The organism is uncultured Lentibacter sp. (assembly GCF_937123735.1).
GTDB lineage: Bacteria > Pseudomonadota > Alphaproteobacteria > Rhodobacterales > Rhodobacteraceae > Lentibacter.
The window spans coordinates 72,731-89,690 of sequence record NZ_CAKZKL010000007.1 but is presented as its reverse complement, the minus strand read 5'-3'; the positions used below and the strand labels follow the sequence as shown (position 1 = coordinate 89,690).

Genomic DNA, 16,960 nt, shown 5'->3' with positions numbered 1-16,960 from the left:
CATGGACCTTCTGCTTTCTAGCCTCGACATTCTCGCCCGATGGGATGTTTTGCTGGCGCTGCTTGTCGGCTCCATTGGCGGCGTGCTCATTGGCGCCATTCCCGGCGTTGGCCCCGCTGTGGCGATTGCCATTCTTTTGCCTGCAACCTTCAGCATGGACCCGATCGTGGGGCTGACCGTGCTGCTCGGCATCTATGGCAGCTCCATGTATGGCGGCTCTATCCCTGCGATCCTGATCAACACGCCGGGCACGGCCGTCAACGCGCTGACGACCTATGACGGCTTCCCGATGACCTCGCGGGGCGAGGCGCGGCGGGCCTTGAGCCTTGCCTATTCCTCCAGCTTTTTCGGCGGTGTTTTCTCGGTGATCTGTCTGATCCTCTTTGCCCCTGTCCTGGCCAAGATTGCGCCGATGTTTGGCAGCCGAGAGATCTTTCTTGCCGCGCTGCTCGGGATTATTCTTGTGGTCATCGCGCACCGGGGCCAGAGCCTGATTGCGGCGGCGCTGGCGTGCTTTGGTATCTTCTTGCACACCGTTGGCCTTGAGCCGGTGAAATACTCCAAACGCTATACTTTTGATCAAGCTTGGCTGTCCTCCGGTGTTGATCTCATTGTGGTTGTGCTGGGGCTCTTTGCCATTTCGCAGGCGATTTTTCTCTTGCAGGGGCAAGATGAAAAAATCCGCCTCACCAAGCTGCGCGGCGGGATGTTTCAGGGGATGCGCGAGCTGGCGCGCCACCCGCGTGTGGCCTCGGCCTCGGCCAGCCTTGGCGTTGTCATGGGCATGATCCCCGGTGTGGGCGAGTTTACGGCGCAGTTTCTGAGCTACACCTATGCGCAGCGCAGCTCTGAGCGGCCGGAGGATTTTGGCCACGGAGCGAGCGAGGGGCTTATTGCGGCGGAGACATCCAACAACGCCGTGCCTGCGGCCGCGATGGTTCCGCTGCTGGCGCTTGGCATTCCGGGAGAGGCGCTCACGGCGATGATGCTCTCGGTGTTTTATGTGCATAATGTTGTGCCCGGGCCGCAGCTTTTCCAGAACGATATGGATTTTGTCGTCGCGCTCTATCTGGCGCTGCTCATTCTCAATGTGTTTGTGCTGATCTTTCTGTTGTTCGCCACCAACCAGCTCATCAAGGTGGTCAAGATCCCCAACCGTTTCCTCGGCGCGGCGATCCTGACGCTGAGCTTTGTCGGGGTCTACTCTCTGCGCAATTCCTTTACGGACTGTCTCATTGCCGCCTGCTTTGGCATCTTCGGCTTCGTGCTCAAGCGCTTGAGCTTGCCAGCCGTGCCGATTGTGCTGGGCATGGTTCTGGGCGGGATCATGGAAGTGAAGCTGCGCGCGGGCATGGCGCGGGTGAAAACGCCTTTTGATTTTATCGACCGTCCCATTGCGATGATCCTCTTTCTGATGATCCTCGGGGTGCTGATCCTTCATTTCCGCTACGTCTGGCGGGACCGCAAATCGCTTAAGGAGGCCAAATGGCAAGCCAAGCACAAATCGACGAGCTTCGCCGCGCAGATGTCGCGCCGCAAAGACTTTTTGTTGACGGAACGTGGCAAGAAGCTTCGGGAGAAGCGCTCGAAATATACTCCCCGATCGACGGGCAAAAACTCACCACGATAGAGCGTGCCAGCGCGGCCGATGTGGACCGTGCTGTCGCGGCGGCGCGCCGTGCGTTTGAGGACGGGCGCTGGCGCGATATGCCGCCTGCGGGGCGCAAGAAGGTGCTGCACAGGATTGCCGACCTGATCGAGCAACATGCTGTCGAGCTGACGGTTCTGGGCGTGCGTGACAACGGCACGGAGTTCAACATGGCGTTGAAGGCCGAGGCGGGCTCGGCGGCGGGAACCTTCCGCTACTATGCCGAGGCGGTGGACAAAGTCTATGGCGAGATCGCCCCCACCGGCCCTGATGTTCTGGGGCTTGTGCATCATGCGCCTGTGGGGGTTGTTGGCGCGATTGTACCTTGGAATTTCCCCTTGATGATCGGCGCCTGGAAGCTGGCGCCCGCGCTGGCGACGGGGAACTCCGTTGTGCTCAAGCCTGCGGAAACCGCCTCGCTTTCGCTTCTCAAGCTGGCAGAAATCTGCGCCGAGGCAGGCTTGCCGGACGGGGTGCTGAACGTGGTTACGGGGCAAGGCTCTGTCGCGGGTGAGGCGCTGGCACTGAGCATGGATGTGGATGTGCTGGTGTTCACGGGCTCCGGCGGTGTGGGCCGGCGCTTGCTGGAGTATTCTGCGCGCTCAAACCTCAAGCGTGTCTATCTGGAGCTTGGTGGCAAATCGCCCAACGTGGTCTTTGCGGATGCACCTGATCTGGCACTTGCTGCCAAAGTCTCGGCGATGGGTATTTTCCGCAACTCGGGGCAGGTCTGTGTTGCCGGCTCGCGGCTCTTGGTGGAGCGCGCGGTGCATGACGAATTTGTGGCGCTCATGGTGGCGGAGGCCGAAAAGCTCAAGGTGGGCGACCCGCTTGATCTGAGCACCCAGATTGGTGCGGTGAACTCTATCCCGCAGCTTGAGGGCAACCTTGGCTTTGTTGAAAAGGCTCTGGCCGAAGGGGCCCAAGCGGCCACGGGCGGCGGGCGCATCCTTGAGGAGACAGGCGGTTACTACATGGCCCCGACGATCCTCACAGGTGTGGAGCGGGCGCATAATGTGTTCCAGAATGAAGTGTTTGGCCCTGTTCTGGCGGTGACGCCGTTTGACACAGAAGAAGAGGCGGTAAGCCTTGCCAATGGCACGGAGTATGGCCTCTCGGCGGGCGTCTGGACCAGTAACCTCAGCCGCGCGCACCGTATGGTGCATGGCATTCGCGCGGGGATTGTCCATGTGAACACCTATGGCGGCTCTGACAACACCGTGCCGCTTGGAGGGGTGAAACAGTCGGGCAACGGGCACGACAAATCACTGCATGCGCTTGAAAAATATGTCGATCTGAAGAGCGCATGGATACAGCTCTGAACCTGTCCCGCGCGGCCGAGGCGGCGCAGCTTTGGGGGCTAAAGAGCGCCCGGATATCGCTGGCGGCGGCGCGGGAAAATGTGGTGTTTTGCGTGCAGGCCAATGCGGTTTACGCGCTGCGCTTGCACCGTGTCGGGTATCGCAGTGCCGTGGAATTGCGCCATGAGCTGGCGTGGATGCGCGCGATGGCCGAGGCGGGGCTGAGAGTGCCGCGCCCTGTGGCCCTGCCTGACGGGGGCGACATCGCCGAGCTGGATGGCCAGTTTGTGAGCCTGCTCACATGGCTTGACGGTGCGCCTTTGGGGCGCCCGGGGGAGCTCGCGCCTGTTACAGACCGGCCCGCCTTTTGCTGCAAGCTTGGGGAAGCTATGGCGGCTTTGCATGAGGCTTGTGATGCATGGCAGCCCCCTGCCGGTTTCACGCGCCCCGCATGGGACCGTGCAGGGCTCTTGGGCGCTGCGCCGCTTTGGGGGCGCTTCTGGGAGCACCCAGATTTTAGCGCGACAGAACGCGCGCTTTTGCTCGCGGCGCGGTCCAGGGCGGATGCCGTTCTGGCCGAGCGGGAGCGTGAACTGGACTATGGGTTGATACATGCCGATCTTGTCGGGCAAAACGTGATGTGGGACGGGGCCAGTGTGGGCCTCATTGACTTTGACGATGGTGGATATGGCTTTCGCATATTCGAGCTGGCGACATTCCTGTTGCGTTTCAGGGATGCGCCCGACTATCCCGCGCTGCGCGCGGCCCTGTGCGAGGGCTATGGCGCGCGGGCAGATGTGGCAGAAGAGGAGCTGGATTTCTTCCTGATGCTGCGCGCCTTTACCTACCCCGGCTGGTTCAAGGACCGCCTTGGAGAGCCGGACACTGCCGCCCGCTCGGCGCGGGCCAACCGAGTGGCGCTGACGCTGGCGCAAGAGTTTATGGAGAGCTGAGATGAGCGAAGACAAAACCATCCTGATCGTTGGAACCTACGACACGAAAGACGACGAACTGGGCTATCTGGCCGAATGTATCCGTGGCCAGGGCGGGCTTGTGCGCACGATGGATGTGAGCGTGCTGGGCGAGCCTTCGCAGTCGACGGATTATTCCAAGCACGATGTGGCCGAGGCGGGCGGCAGTAGCATCAAAGCCGCGATTGACAGCGGCGATGAGAACGTGGCGATGCAGATCATGGCTGAGGGCGCTTCGGCGCTGGCGCTGAAAGAGTATCGCGCGGGCAGGTTTGAAGGGGTGATCATCCTCGGGGGCTCGATGGGCACGGACCTTGCGCTTGATGTTTGTGCGGCGCTGCCGTTGGGGGTGCCAAAATATGTGGTCTCAACCGTCTCTTTCTCGGCCATGCTTCCGCCCGAGCGGCTTGCGCCGGATATCCAGATGATCCTCTGGGCTGGTGGGCTTTACGGGCTCAATTCGGTTTGTAAATCCTCGCTTTCACAAGCGGCAGGGGCCGTTTTGGGCGCGGCGCGCGCTGTGGAAGCACCCAAGTGGCAAAAGCCGCTGATTGGCATGACCTCCTTTGGCAAAACAGTGCTGCGCTACATGGTGGCGCTCAAGCCTGCGCTTGAAGAGCGCGGTTTTGAGGTTGCGGTGTTTCACGCCACGGGCATGGGTGGCCGTGCCTTTGAGGGGCTGGCCGCCGAGGGTGTTTTTGCGGCGGTCATGGACTTTGCACCCCAAGAGGTGACAAACCACCATTTCGGCTCAAACATCACCGCAGGGGCAGACAGGCTCACCAATGCGGGCAAGCGTGGCATCCCGCAGATGATTGCGCCGGGGTGTTATGATCTTGTTGATTTTGTTGGTTGGCAGGAACCGCCTGCACGCCTCGCAGGTTATGAAACCCATGCCCATAACCGCCTGCTGACCTCAGCGATGATCACGGCACAGGACCGCGCGGAACTGGCCGAGGTGATCTGCGCCAAGCTTGCGACGGCAACAGGGCCAACAGAGGTTTTCCTGCCGCTGCAAGGCTGCAACGAATGGGACCGCGAAGGCGCGCCCCTGCATGACGCCGAGGGGCTGGTGGCTTTCATGGCGGCTATGCGCCAACACGCCCCCGCCACGGCCAGCCTGACAGAGCTTGACTGCCATATCAACGATGCGGCCTTTGCCGAGGCGGTGCTTGCGGTTTTTGATGGCTGGATTGCCAAGGGCGTTGTGAAAAGCTGATTTTACCGGCCTCTGATTGGCGCTAGGGTCGCCCCATGGAATGGCGTGATACAGGAATATTGCTGGCCGTGCGGCCCCATGGCGAAACCAGCGCGATTGTGGATGTTTTCACACCGGAGCGCGGGCGTCATGCCGGTGTTGTGCGCGGGGGCGCGAGCCGTAAGATGGCGCCAATGTTGCAACCCGGCGCGCAGCTTGATCTTGTTTGGCGCGCCCGGCTTGAAGACCAGCTGGGCAGTTTTCAGGCGGAGCTGATGCGGTCGCGTTCGGCTGTTGTCATGGCCTCCCGGCTGGCGCTGGCAGGGCTGAATACGGTCACGGCCCTTTTGCGCTATGCCTTGCCGGAGCGGGAAGCGCATTTGCCGCTGTATCGGCGCAGCGAAGCCTTGCTGGACCTTCTTGGGCAAGATGAGCTTTGGCCGCTGGCCTATTTGAAATGGGAGCTGGCGCTCTTGCAGGAGTTGGGGTTTGGGCTTGATCTGAGCTGTTGTGCGGTCACCGGCGCGCGCACGGGGCTGGCCTATGTTTCGCCCAAAACCGGCCGGGCCGTGACCCGCGAAGGGGCGGGGGATTGGGCGCAGAAGCTCTTGCCGCTCCCGCCTGTCTTGTTGGGTCATGGGGCGGGTGGCGATGAAGATGTCATGGCCGGCTTGCGGCTGACGGGGTATTTTCTGGGCACGCGCCTTGCGCCTGAGTTGGGCCAGAAACCTCTGCCCGATGCACGGGCCCGGTTCATGACGGCTTTTGAGCGCCGGTTGGCTCTGCCATAAGGCTGGCAGAACAAGCCAGCCGGACACCGGCGCCTAGCGTAAGGCGAGTATCAGATCGAGAACGGTGTCGAGGGCCTCTTCTGGCATTTTAGGGTCGCTTTGGGCAAGGTCGGTCATGCCAATCGAGGCGGCATAGAGCGCACAGGCGAGCGCCGGGTTGCGCACGTCACACCGTTTGAGCAACGCCGTCAGGTATTTGATACGGGCCGTATCAACTTGCTCCAGGGCTTGTGCCGCAGGCTTGAACGACCGTGCCCAAGCCCGCATGGCAGGTTCATATTTCTGCTTTGCAGCATTGTGGTGCAGCTGTTTGTGCAGAGCGGTGAGCGGGCTGTCCTGCTGCTCGATATCATCAATCATTTCGGCCAGAGCCGAGACCTCCCAATGGGCGATAACTTGACTGTGAAAGTGAGCTATATCTTTGAAATGCCAGTAAAATGAGCCTTTGGTTGTGCCCAGTGCGCGCGCCAGAGGTTCGGCTTTCAACGCCATGGGTCCGCCTTTCAAAAGCGCATCCAGGCCCGCTTCTATCCAGTCTTTCTGACGTAATCTGACATTTTTCATGAAGAAAAGATACGCTGGCGTAGGGCGTCTGGCAAGGGGCGTTCACGCGTTGCCATCATCTCCCGCGCCTGCACCGGCTTGGCGGCGGCTGTCGGTTTCTGGCGCGTAGAGACGGGCGCAAAACCTGTCCAGCGCACTGTAGGTCGCTTGCGAACACCCCGCGCGCCAGACCAAATGGGCGTTAGGCGCTGTGGCGGGGGCGATTGTGATCTGCGGTTCGGTCTCTGAGGCGCGCAGCAAATGCAGGCCTCCGTCTGGTCCGGCGAGGGCCTGAAACCCTTGGCCCGTAAGCGCCAAGGCCTGCCCCCGCTCCTGGGCGAGAGAGCTGACAAAGGGCAGCAGCAAAAGGGGCGTATGGCAAGGGCCTGTGGGCGTTTTTGTGCTGTCCAGCATCGTGCAGCCGCGTTTGATAGGACATGCTGTGTGTGGCACATATGTGCTTTCCCGGGCGGTCAGATAGGCCAGAAGGGCCTCCGCCCCCGGCAAGCCGGCGGCACAGAGCCGGCGCACCGCATGGCCGGCCTCCTCGGCCTCGCCCCATGTGAAGCCTGCTCCGCGCGCGGCTTTGCGGCAATGTGCTTCGATCTCTCCCAAAGAGTAGCTCATGGCGCGCCTCCGTAGACCCAACTGTCGCTTTGATCGTGGTGCAGCTCTTGCGGATAGGGCGCGCCGCGAAACATGTTGATGCGCACCCAACGGTCGGAGCGCGGGTCAAAATGGGTTGCGCCAAAAAAGCTGAGCTTGGCGCGCAGCATATCGACAGGCTTCATCTCGGCGCTGATCGTGTTGTCTTGAATTTCGGCGTAAGGATGGCTTGGAGCCATCTGCACACGCCTAAGGATATGCCTGTGCTCGGGGTGGGCGGCGAGGAACGCGGCCACCGTGGGTTCGGGCGCATCTTGCAGCGCGAGATAGAGCGCGGCTGCATCACGGCCCGGGGCGAGGGGCTGCTCAAAGGGCTCCAGCGGCTCTTCAAAGCGCTCGCCAAGGCGCGGCTCAAGCTTGGCCTCAGACACATACCAGACCCGTGCTGTGGCGTCGCGGCTTTGCCAGTCTGTCGCCAGGGCCCAAGCGTAATGCGTTTCAAGGAGAGCTTTGACGTCACTCAGCGTCATCGCGCCGTTGATGCGAAAGAGTGCGCTTTCATCGGCCTGCATACAGGCGCCCAGGCCCTCAAGGAGCTTGCCGTGCGGCTCCATCAGAAGCGAGACAAGCAGCTCTTGCCCCTCTTCGCTGAGCGCTGTCTCGGCCCAGAGATAGAGCGCGTTCCACGGCTGTTGCCCCGATCCGTCAAACGCCGCCAGCTTGACATCAAGCGCGGTGATGTCGGCGGCCAGAGCGGCGAGCTTGGTTTGCTGGATCGGATGATCCGAGCGCCAGAGCGCGATGGAGGCTTTGGCCTTGTCATAGGCGGTTTTGAAGGCGGCCAGCTCGGTTGCGCGCGCCTCTGGCAAGGCGCGGATCTTGGCGAGCGCATACTCGCGGGCCAAGATCCAGTTGTTCAGAAGGCGCGGGTGGTTGACCAGAAAAGGGGCCATGCCGAGGCCGGTGGAATTGCCGATGCCAAGGCTGCGGCGCAGCTCTGGATCGAGCGCCACCGCTGTTTCGGGCGCTTTGAGCGCGGCCATATGCTCGACCAGATCGGCCACAAAAGCGCGGGTGAGGTAGACCGACAGCATCTCGACCTGAAAGGGCGCTTCAAACTCGGGGCGCGCGGCTATGAAAGCGCGGTCGGAGGCACCGAATTTGCCCGAGCCATAGACAGCCGTGGTGCGCATGAGATAGCCGACTTTGGCAATTTCGCCGGCATCGGGCTGTGTGCCTTGGGCAAGGCAGCGCACCACATAGTCCCAGAGCCTCGCGGAGCGGTTGGCGCGCGACAGGGCCAGCTCTTGTGGGCCAATGCGGCCTGCTTCCTGAAGGGGCACATTGCTGCGCAGGCGGGCAATGTCTTGCTCTGTCGGAATGCCGTCAAAGAGCGTAAAGGTTGCGTCCCATGCGGTGGCAATGACGCGGTCAGAGCGCATGTCATCGGGCAGATCATGGGCAAAGGCGACAAGCGAATAGGCGCGCTCGGGGCCTTGGGCGGTGTAGATGGCGAGCCCTTCACCGCGCGCATCAATCTCAAAACGCGCACGGGTGATACGCCAGTTTTCACGCACTATGCGGCGCAAGAGCTGGCGCATGAACGACAGGCGGCACTGATGCAGGCTGCCGAGGCGGGAGAGGGTCATCACCTGTTCAGGCGGGCGCAGCGACAGTTCTGTCATGGCTTGGGCCCGAAGTTTTGCTCATAAAAGCGAAACCAGTTGTCGCCCATGATTCCGTCGATTTCGGTTTGGGAAAAGCCTGTTTGAGCGAGGCCTTGCGCGATGTTTTCAAAGTCGCGGTTGTCTTGATACCAGCTTGGCATGGGCGGAAAGCCGGGGGCGGCGGCGGAGCCTTCGCCATAGTCGATTTCTTTGCTCCAGCGGCCCACGCGCATCCACTCCACCACGCTGTCCGGCTGATCCTGGCACAAATCAGAGCCGATGCCGAGATGTTCTGCGCCAAAGCGTTCGGCTGTATCAGCGATCATCTGGCAGAAGCTTTCAAGCGTGCAGTCTGACTTGCCTTTGAGGTGGTGCGGATAGAGAGAAAAGCCGATCATACCGCCATTTTCCGTCACTGCGCGGATGACCTCGTCGCGCTTGTTTCGGAGGGCGGGTTGCCAGGCGTGCGGGTTGGCGTGGGTGATGGCGATGGGGCGCTCGGAGTACTCGGCGGCCTCTATGGTGCTGCGATCGGCAGAGTGGGACATATCCACCACCAGCCCCACGCGGTTCATCTCGCGCACAACTTGCTTGCCCATGCGGGTGAGGCCGGTGTCTTCAGCCTCGTAACAGCCCGTGGCCAGCAGGGACTGGTTGTTGTAGGTGAGCTGCATGAAGCGCGCGCCCAGATCGTGCAGGACTTCGACCAGGCCGATATCGTCCTCTATCGGCGAAGGGTTTTGAAAGCCGAAGAAAATGGCCGTGCGGCCTGACTCGTGCGCTGTGCGCACATCGCCCGCCCACCGGCCCTTCATGATCAGCTCGGGGAACTCTTCAAACCAGCGGTTCCAGCGCTCGATATTGAGGACGGTTTCGCGGAAATTCTCATGATAGGCGATGGTGACATGCACCGCATCAAGCCCCCCCGCGCGCATTTGGCGGAAGATTTTCTCAGACCAGTTTGCGTATTGGAGGTTGTCGATGCGATACATGGTGACCCTACTCTGGCGTGCCTGCGGCGATGTAGCTTGTCTTGACCGTGGTGTAGAACTCGGCAGCATTTACACCTTGTTCGCGTGGGCCATAAGAGCTTTCCCCGCGCCCGCCGAAGGGCACATGATAGTCGGTGCCTGCCGTGGGCAGGTTGATCATCACACAACCTGAGCGCGCATTGGCGCGGAAGTGGCTGGCGCGCGCGAGCGAGCGGGTGACGATGCCCGCAGTCAGGCCAAAGCGCGTGTCGTTGACGGTGTGCAAAGCCTCGTCAAAGCTGCTCACCTTGATCACGGCGGTGAGCGGGGCAAACAGCTCTTCGCGGTTGATTTCCATGGCGTTTGTTGTGCCAAGAAAGACACCGGGTGTCATGTAGTAGCCCTGGGTGGGTTGCTCGATCTGTTCGCCACCACAGGCCAGTTCGGCCCCTTCGGCGCGGCCTTTGGCCACCCATGCGAGGTTCTCCTTGAGCTGGGCTGCGCTGACCACAGGGCCGATCTGTGTGCCTTCGGCGAGCGCGTGGCCCACTTTCATGGCCTTGGCCCCTGCGACGAGCTTTTCCACGAAGGCGTCATGCACGGCTGCGTGCACCACAAGGCGCGAGGAGGCGGTGCATTTCTGCCCCGTGCCGCCAAAGGCGCCGCCAAGGGCCACGGCCACGGCAAGATCAAGGTCACCATCCTCCATCACGGCGAGCGCGTTTTTGGAGCCCATTTCCATTTGCAGCTTGGTGAAGTTGCCCACGGCGGCCTGCGCGATGCCACGCCCGACAGGCACGGAACCTGTGAAGGAAATCGCATTGATGCCACGGTGCTCGACAAGCTTCTGGCCGATGTCGCGGCCCGAGCCCATGACGAGGCTGAAAAGCCCTTTCGGTATGTCTTGGCGCGCGATGATCTCGGTGAGCGCATGGGCGGAGGCGGGTGTGGCATTGGCGGGCTTCCAGACAACGGCGTTGCCATAGGCCAGCGCGGGCGCGATCTTCCAGCTTGCTGTCGCGGTGGGAAAGTTCCACGGGCTGATCACGGCGATGGTGCCGACAGGCTCGCGGCGGATGTCGATATCAACGCCTGGGCGCACGGACTGGGCATTTTGCCCCAGCTGGCGCAGCACTTCGGCGGCGTAATAGGTAAAGAACTGGCCGGCGCGGTAAACCTCGCCCTTGCCTTCGGCAAGCGGCTTGCCTTCTTCGCGGCTCAAAAGTGTGCCCAGCTCTTCGGCGCGGGCCATAAGCTCGTTGCCGATGGCCATGAGCACAGCCTGCTTGCGCTCAAGCCCGTAGGCGGCCCACTCGGCCTGCGCGGTCTGCGCGGCAGAGATGGTTGCGTCAAGCTCTTGCGAGCTGGCTTGCGCATAGAGGCCGACAAGCTCGGACAGATCTGACGGGTTGTGATTTTCAATGGCGCCGGAGCCTGTGCTCCATGTGCCGGCAATGAGATTTGGTTTGATATCGCTCATAAGGGTTCCTAGGCCAAGGTTTGCCCTGTTTTGAGGCTTTCGCCGATTCAGGGCAAACGAATTTCTCTGAAGGTAAATTCAACTTTTCTGAAGTTTAAGCGCGCGCAGGCTGTCGGCAAAATGCAGAACCGGCGGCAAAAGCTGGTCTTCTGCACGGTGCATCCCTTGAACGCTGCGCCGCGCGGCGCTGTCTTTGAGGGGCAGAAAGACAAGATCATCCAGCCCGCCGCCAAGGGCGCGCTCGGGCAAAACCGTGATGCCCGCACCCGCGCGCACCAAAGCGAGAAGAGAGCCTGTGTTGCGCACAAAGAGCCGCGAGCGCGCGCGCATCACCGCAAAGGAGGGGTCTGTGATCATCTCGCAAAGACCGTTTGAAATGAGAGGCTCATCGACAATATCGGCCCATGTCAGGCTGTCCCAGCTGCTGGCGAGAGGATGACCGCGCGGGCAGACCACGCCGAAGGGATCAGAGAACAGGGCAAACCGCTCGAATCCGGCGCGCTCGGGCAGGGAGGCAATGCCGATATCGGCGCGATCGGCCATAAGCTCTTCGAGCACCCCGGCGCTGTCGAGATCGCGCAGCTCAATAGCAACATTTGGAAAGCGGGCGTTGTAAGCCTTGATCACGGGGGGCAGCACGGTTTGCGCGACAGACGGGGTCACGGCAAGGCGCAAGCTTCCGTGGGTTGCACGGGCGAGCCCCTCGATCCGCCTGATGGTGCGGGCGTAATGGGAGACTTCCTGCCGCGCCTCTTTGAGAACGGCCCGGCCTAGCGGGGTCAGCTCGGATTTGCGGGCCGCGCTGAACAGCGGCGCTCCGAGATGCTCTTCAAGTTGTTTGAGCGCCATCGAGACGGCAGAAGGCGTGCGCCCGAGGGCTTCCGCGGCCTTTGACAAGGAACCGCTCTCGGCAACGGCGCAAAAGACGCGCAAAAGATCAATTTTGATGCTCATCTGAGCAGTGTCGCAGGCGGCTTGAGGGCTGTCCAGCGTGTCGGAGAAACGGTGCTGGCAAACCGGTGCTCTGCGGGGGCATGTCTGAAGGGGTCTGACGCCTCTTCGCGTCAGCTTTTTTGCCACAATCCTGATTTTTCCTGCCCAGACAAGGGTATGCAGGCGCCTAGGGGCGTGTTAACTTTTATTATAAAAATAATTATAAGATGAGGCAGGCAACTAGGATGGATACGGGCTTTCAGGGCACGTTCGTTATTTCTTGGCCGCAAACAAAACTGGGTGGGCTGGCCAATGCGCCGGTGACAGAGCTGGGTGTTGGAACCACCTGGTCCTGGGAAGGAGAGGCTGTGCGCGTGGATGGCCCCTCTCATGTTTTGCGGCTTGGGCGAGCGGATGACGAAGGGAACCTCAGACGGCGCGCAGCGCGGATGGTGCAGCGCCTGGTCGGCATGGCTCACACGGGGCATGACCCCAATTTACACAGGGTCAACCGGCCTGAAAACAGTGTGAACACAGAGAGCGCCTTTCAACGCGGCGCATTGGAACACACTGCGCTGGCGCAAGGCGCTTCTGAGCGGGATGAACATGAGGCGCTGGAGGCGTTTGCGGGAGACAACAGTTTTGTGGTGACCGATGGGACCAAGAGCTACACGGTGACGTTGATCGAGATTGGCGGTGGCGCACAGCCTCTGGTGATGTTTGTCAACCAGCTTCCGCCCAAAGCCTGCGACCTTTGGGTGGTGCACCACAGTTTGCGGCCTTCCCGCCTTGTGCCGCAAGGTGATGAGGCGGGCGGGGTGATCTGTTTCACCAGTGACACGCGGATAGAGACACCAGAGGGGCCACGCGCTGTGCAAGCGCTGCGGCCGGGTGATTATGTGCTGACCAAGGACAGCGGTGCGCAGCAAATCCAATGGGTGGGGCAGCGGCAGATGTCGGGTGCGCGGCTTTTTGCGATGCCCCATTTGCGTCCGATCCGCTTTCGGGCTGGCGCGCTTGGAGTAGAGCGGCCAGACCAGGAATTGGTTGTCTCGCCCGAACATAGGATGCTTGTGCGCGGGGCGGCCGCCCGGGCGCTGTTCAACACCAGCGAGGTGCTGGTGCGCGCAAAGGACCTGCTCAACGGCCGCACCATTGTGATTGATAGCCAGATGCGAACGGTGAGCTATGTGCATCTCTTGTTGCCAAAACACGAGATTGTCTGGGCGAACGGAGTTGAAACCGAGAGTTTTCATCCGGCCAATACGGCGCTTGCGAGCCTGAGCGCAGAGGATCGTGCGCGGCTTTTGCAGATGCGCCCTGATTTTGAGCTGCAACCTGAACGCTATGGTGCTTTTGCGCGGCGCAACCTTTCGGCCTCTGATGCTGCTATCCTTGCGCATGAGGCGGCCTGAGCCAATTGCGCGGCTGTCGCCGCAAGACGAAAGTGACCCCCTCCCTGACCCTCCCCACAAGGGGAGGGAACATCTTGACGGGCCGACCCCGTGAAATCCGGTGCTGCGGAGTTTGCGGGTGTGGTGTTTAGGTATTTTTGACCAGAAGAAGCAGGGGTTTGCGCTTGACTCGCTGTGGCGGGCAGTTATAAGCGCGGCTTCATTGGTGTTGGTGGCCCTCGCAAGAGGCAGCCTGTCGGGAGCAATCCAGAGGACAACGCCCTTCATATGTTTATCATCCCGAGACGTGGCAACATGTTTTCGGATAAGGTGATGGGCTCATAAAACCGAAGGAGATCAGCCGTGACAAAACGCACGTCTGCCAAGTATAAAATTGACCGCCGCATGGGCGAAAACATTTGGGGCCGCCCCAAATCACCTGTCAACCGCCGCGAATATGGCCCCGGCCAGCACGGCCAGCGCCGCAAGGGCAAGCTGTCTGACTTCGGTTTGCAGCTGCGCGCCAAGCAGAAGCTCAAGGGTTACTACGGCGACCTGACAGAGAAGCAATTCCGCCGCATCTTTAAAGAGGCCGAGCGCGTAAAAGGCGATACAGGCGAGAACCTGATTGCTCTGCTCGAGCGCCGTTTGGATGCGGTTGTTTACCGTGCGAAATTTGTTGCGACAGTCTTTGCGGCGCGCCAGTTCGTGAACCACGGCCATGTGCGGGTGAACGGCAAGAAGGTGAACATTCCGTCCTACCGCGTAAAAGAAGGCGACGTGATTGAAGTGCGTGACCGCTCCAAGCAGATGGTTGCCCTTCTGGAAGCCACACAGCTCGCAGAGCGTGATGTGCCTGATTACATTGATGCGGATCACTCAAAGATGACAGCGACATTTGTGCGCGCACCGGGCCTTGGCGATGTGCCATATCCTGTTGTGATGGAACCGAATCTCGTTATCGAATATTACGCACAGAACTAAGCGCGCGTATTTCGCATAAGCTTATGGAAGGGCTGTGGCGGGATACCGCTGCGGCCCTTTTTCTTTGCTGGCGAGCTGTTGCGCCAGCTTGTATCACCTGAAGAGAGCAGGGAGACGACTATGAGCCTAACGCCGCAAGCAGGCATTATGAACATTGCGCTTTATGAGGGCGGAAAGTCCTCTATTGCGGGGCGGTCGGATGTTTTGAAACTGTCCTCAAACGAGAATCCTTTGGGGCCGCCGCCTGCGGCGATCAAGGCGATCTCTGAGGCGGCGGTTGATGTGCATCGCTACCCTTCGACCGACCATGCCGAGCTGCGCGCCGCGATTGCAAAGGCCTATGGGCTTGAGGCTGAGCGGATCATTTGTGGGGTTGGCTCGGACGAGGTTTTGCAATTTGTCTGCCAGGCGTTTGCGGGCGCGGGGGACGAGATTGTTTACACCGAGCATGGCTTTTCGATGTATCCGATTTTGGCGCATATGGCCGGGGCGACCCCGGTGCAGGTGGCTGAAGCGGAGCGGGTTGTGAGTGTTGACAACATCCTTGCTGCGGTGACGGAGGCGACGCGGATTGTCATGCTGGCCAACCCGGCCAATCCGACGGGCACGATGCTACCTGAGGAAGAGCTTGCGCGGCTGGCGCGGGGCTTGCCGGCGCATGTTATTTTGGTGATTGACGGGGCCTACACGGAATATGCCGAGGGCTACACAGGCGGCGCAGAGCTGGCCCGTGATCTGCCCAACGTGTTGATGACGCGCACTTTTTCAAAAGTCTACGGGCTTGGCGGGCTGCGCATTGGCTGGGGCTACGCCGCCCGTGAGATGATAGATGTGATGACGCGGATCAGGCAGCCTTTCAACCTATCCACGGTGCAGCTTGCGGCGGCGCAGGCGGCTGTGGAAGATGCGAATTGGGTTCCTAACTGCACCAGATTGAACGCAGCGCAGCGGGCGCGGCTGACGGGGGCCTTGCGCCAGCTCGGCGTGGCCTGTGACGCCAGCCATGCCAATTTTGTGCTGGCGCGCTTTGGCGATGAGGCCGAGGCCGTGGCGGTGGATCTGGCCTTGCAGGCTGAGGGCATATTGGTGCGCCGCGTGAAGGGATATGGCTTCCCTGAGGGGTTGCGGATGACCGTGGGAGACGAAGCGCAGACAGGGCGGTTGATTGCGGCGCTGACGAAATGGCGGGAGGGGCAGGCATGAGCCGGGCTTACGAGAAAGTGGCTCTGATCGGGCTGGGGCTGATTGCCTCCTCGATGTTTTGGGCGATGAAACGCGGCGCGCTGGCGGGCGAGGTGCGCGGTTATGCACGCTCGGGCGAGACCCGCGATGTGGCGCGCGAGATCGGCCTGTGTGATGTGATCTGTGACAGCGCCGCCGAGGCTGTGAAAGACGCCGACCTTGTGGTGCTCTGCGTGCCTGTGGGCGCGATGGGCGCTGTTGCGCAAGAGATCGCGCCGCATTTGAAAGCGGGCGCGACCGTGAGCGATGTGGGCTCTGTGAAGAAAGCCGTTATCGACGCGGTGGGGCCTTACTTGCCTGAAAACGTGCATTTTATTCCAGCGCACCCCTTGGCGGGCACCGAGCATTCCGGCCCGCGCTCAGGCTTTGCGACGCTGTTTGACAACCGCTATACGCTGCTTGTTCCGGCGGAGGGAACGGCGCCGGAGGCGGTGCAAAAGCTGCGAGATCTGTGGGAGGGAATCGGTGCAAAGGTCGAGGAAATGGACGCAGAGCACCATGATCTCGTGCTGGGTGTGACCTCCCATGCGCCCCATCTCATCGCCTATACGATGGTGGGTGTGGCCGATGATTTGCGCCGTGTGACGGACAGTGAGGTGATCAAATATTCGGCGGCGGGCTTTCGCGATTTTACCCGCATTGCGGCCTCCGATCCGACCATGTGGCGCGATGTTTTTCTGAACAACAAAGAGGCGACACTGGAAATTCTGGGGCGTTTCACGGAAGAGCTTTTTGCCCTGCAACGGGCCATCCGCACAGGCGATGGGGACATGCTCCACGCCTATTTTACAAGGACGCGGGCCATTCGCCGCGGGATCATCGAAGCCGGCCAGGACACCGATGCGCCCGATTTTGGCCGGGTTAACAAAACGTAAACACGGCCCCTTCCAAACCGGTGCCGGGGCATTGGGGGTGGGGGGTGGCTGTGTGTTTGCGCGGCGGGTTTTGGACGCCCCAAGCTTAGCGCCTTATCGGTTAAGGAAGGGCTAACAGGGGGCGCATCGCGCGCGCTGATGTTTCTTAAGTTTCTGAAATAAATAGACAAATCCAGACTCCAAGCCACCACCTCGTCACCCTTGCGAGGGCTCTGTAGCGCTCCAAAGGTTCCGGGCCGCGCGCGGGCAAAGGCGTTAACTGGCCTGATTCGGGGGGGGTGACATGCGTGCACAAGGCGTGCACCACGCGTGCACCGGCCAAACCCGGTTTCCCGCCGTTAACGCAGCGTGCGCCC

15 protein-coding genes are annotated in these 16,960 nt (G+C 61.1%); 9 read left to right on the top strand and 6 right to left on the bottom strand.

Annotated elements, in window-relative coordinates; genetic code table 11:
- The first annotated feature begins 1 nt into the window (after position 1).
- The 5 genes from Q0478_RS01510 to recO are packed head-to-tail and all read left to right on the top strand — an operon-like array spanning position 2 to position 5,909.
- Complete coding sequence (locus Q0478_RS01510) at positions 2–1,630, top strand: tripartite tricarboxylate transporter permease (protein WP_298675442.1); 1,629 nt, start codon at positions 2–4, stop codon at positions 1,628–1,630.
- Entirely contained in the window at positions 1,591–2,970 is a 1,380-nt protein-coding gene (locus Q0478_RS01505) for an aldehyde dehydrogenase family protein (protein ID WP_298675592.1), read from the top strand. The genes Q0478_RS01510 and Q0478_RS01505 overlap by 40 nt, the downstream gene beginning before the upstream one ends.
- Positions 2,955–3,902, top strand: coding sequence for a phosphotransferase (locus Q0478_RS01500; RefSeq protein WP_298675439.1), 948 nt, complete (start codon positions 2,955–2,957; stop codon positions 3,900–3,902). The genes Q0478_RS01505 and Q0478_RS01500 overlap by 16 nt, the downstream gene beginning before the upstream one ends.
- A 1-nt stretch (position 3,903) precedes the next feature.
- Entirely contained in the window at positions 3,904–5,139 is a 1,236-nt protein-coding gene (locus tag Q0478_RS01495) for a Tm-1-like ATP-binding domain-containing protein (RefSeq protein WP_298675436.1), read from the top strand.
- A 35-nt stretch (positions 5,140–5,174) separates the two neighbouring features.
- A complete protein-coding gene (gene recO, locus Q0478_RS01490; RefSeq protein WP_298675433.1) occupies positions 5,175–5,909 on the top strand; it encodes a DNA repair protein RecO in 735 nt (244 codons plus the stop codon).
- Positions 5,910–5,942: 33 nt separating this feature from the next.
- On the opposite strand, the gene Q0478_RS01485 is transcribed toward recO, so the two are convergent.
- From Q0478_RS01485 to Q0478_RS01460, 6 genes are all read right to left on the bottom strand, one after another.
- Entirely contained in the window at positions 5,943–6,473 is a 531-nt protein-coding gene (locus tag Q0478_RS01485; RefSeq protein ID WP_298675431.1) for a TetR/AcrR family transcriptional regulator, read from the bottom strand.
- Between the two features lie 42 nt (positions 6,474–6,515).
- Positions 6,516–7,079 carry a DUF3726 domain-containing protein gene (locus tag Q0478_RS01480; protein ID WP_298675428.1) on the bottom strand — a complete coding sequence of 188 codons (564 nt, stop codon included), beginning with the start codon at positions 7,077–7,079 and terminating at the stop codon, positions 6,516–6,518.
- Positions 7,076–8,743 carry a hypothetical protein gene (locus Q0478_RS01475; RefSeq protein WP_298675425.1) on the bottom strand — a complete coding sequence of 556 codons (1,668 nt, stop codon included), beginning with the start codon at positions 8,741–8,743 and terminating at the stop codon, positions 7,076–7,078. Before Q0478_RS01475 ends, Q0478_RS01480 begins: the two co-directional genes overlap by 4 nt.
- Positions 8,740–9,717: a membrane dipeptidase gene (locus Q0478_RS01470; protein WP_298675423.1), complete on the bottom strand. Its 978-nt coding sequence runs from the start codon at positions 9,715–9,717 to the stop codon at positions 8,740–8,742. The genes Q0478_RS01475 and Q0478_RS01470 overlap by 4 nt, the downstream gene beginning before the upstream one ends.
- A gap of 7 nt (positions 9,718–9,724) precedes the next feature.
- A complete protein-coding gene (locus tag Q0478_RS01465; RefSeq protein ID WP_298675420.1) occupies positions 9,725–11,176 on the bottom strand; it encodes an aldehyde dehydrogenase family protein in 1,452 nt (483 codons plus the stop codon).
- 78 nt (positions 11,177–11,254) lie between these two features.
- A complete protein-coding gene (locus tag Q0478_RS01460; RefSeq protein WP_298675418.1) occupies positions 11,255–12,130 on the bottom strand; it encodes a LysR family transcriptional regulator in 876 nt (291 codons plus the stop codon).
- 224 nt (positions 12,131–12,354) lie between these two features.
- Here Q0478_RS01460 and Q0478_RS01455 point away from each other — a divergent pair, with 224 nt between their 5' ends.
- The 4 genes from Q0478_RS01455 (at position 12,355) to Q0478_RS01440 (ending at position 16,604) form a co-directional block, all read left to right on the top strand.
- Positions 12,355–13,524, top strand: coding sequence for a Hint domain-containing protein (locus Q0478_RS01455; protein ID WP_298675415.1), 1,170 nt, complete (start codon positions 12,355–12,357; stop codon positions 13,522–13,524).
- Between the two features lie 342 nt (positions 13,525–13,866).
- Complete coding sequence (rpsD, locus tag Q0478_RS01450) at positions 13,867–14,487, top strand: 30S ribosomal protein S4 (RefSeq protein ID WP_298675412.1); 621 nt, start codon at positions 13,867–13,869, stop codon at positions 14,485–14,487.
- A gap of 120 nt (positions 14,488–14,607) precedes the next feature.
- Positions 14,608–15,690 carry a histidinol-phosphate transaminase gene (gene hisC, locus Q0478_RS01445; RefSeq protein WP_298675408.1) on the top strand — a complete coding sequence of 361 codons (1,083 nt, stop codon included), beginning with the start codon at positions 14,608–14,610 and terminating at the stop codon, positions 15,688–15,690.
- Positions 15,687–16,604, top strand: a complete 918-nt coding sequence (locus Q0478_RS01440; RefSeq protein WP_298675405.1) for a prephenate/arogenate dehydrogenase family protein — start codon at positions 15,687–15,689, stop codon at positions 16,602–16,604. The genes hisC and Q0478_RS01440 overlap by 4 nt, the downstream gene beginning before the upstream one ends.
- The last annotated feature ends 356 nt before the right edge of the window (positions 16,605–16,960 follow it).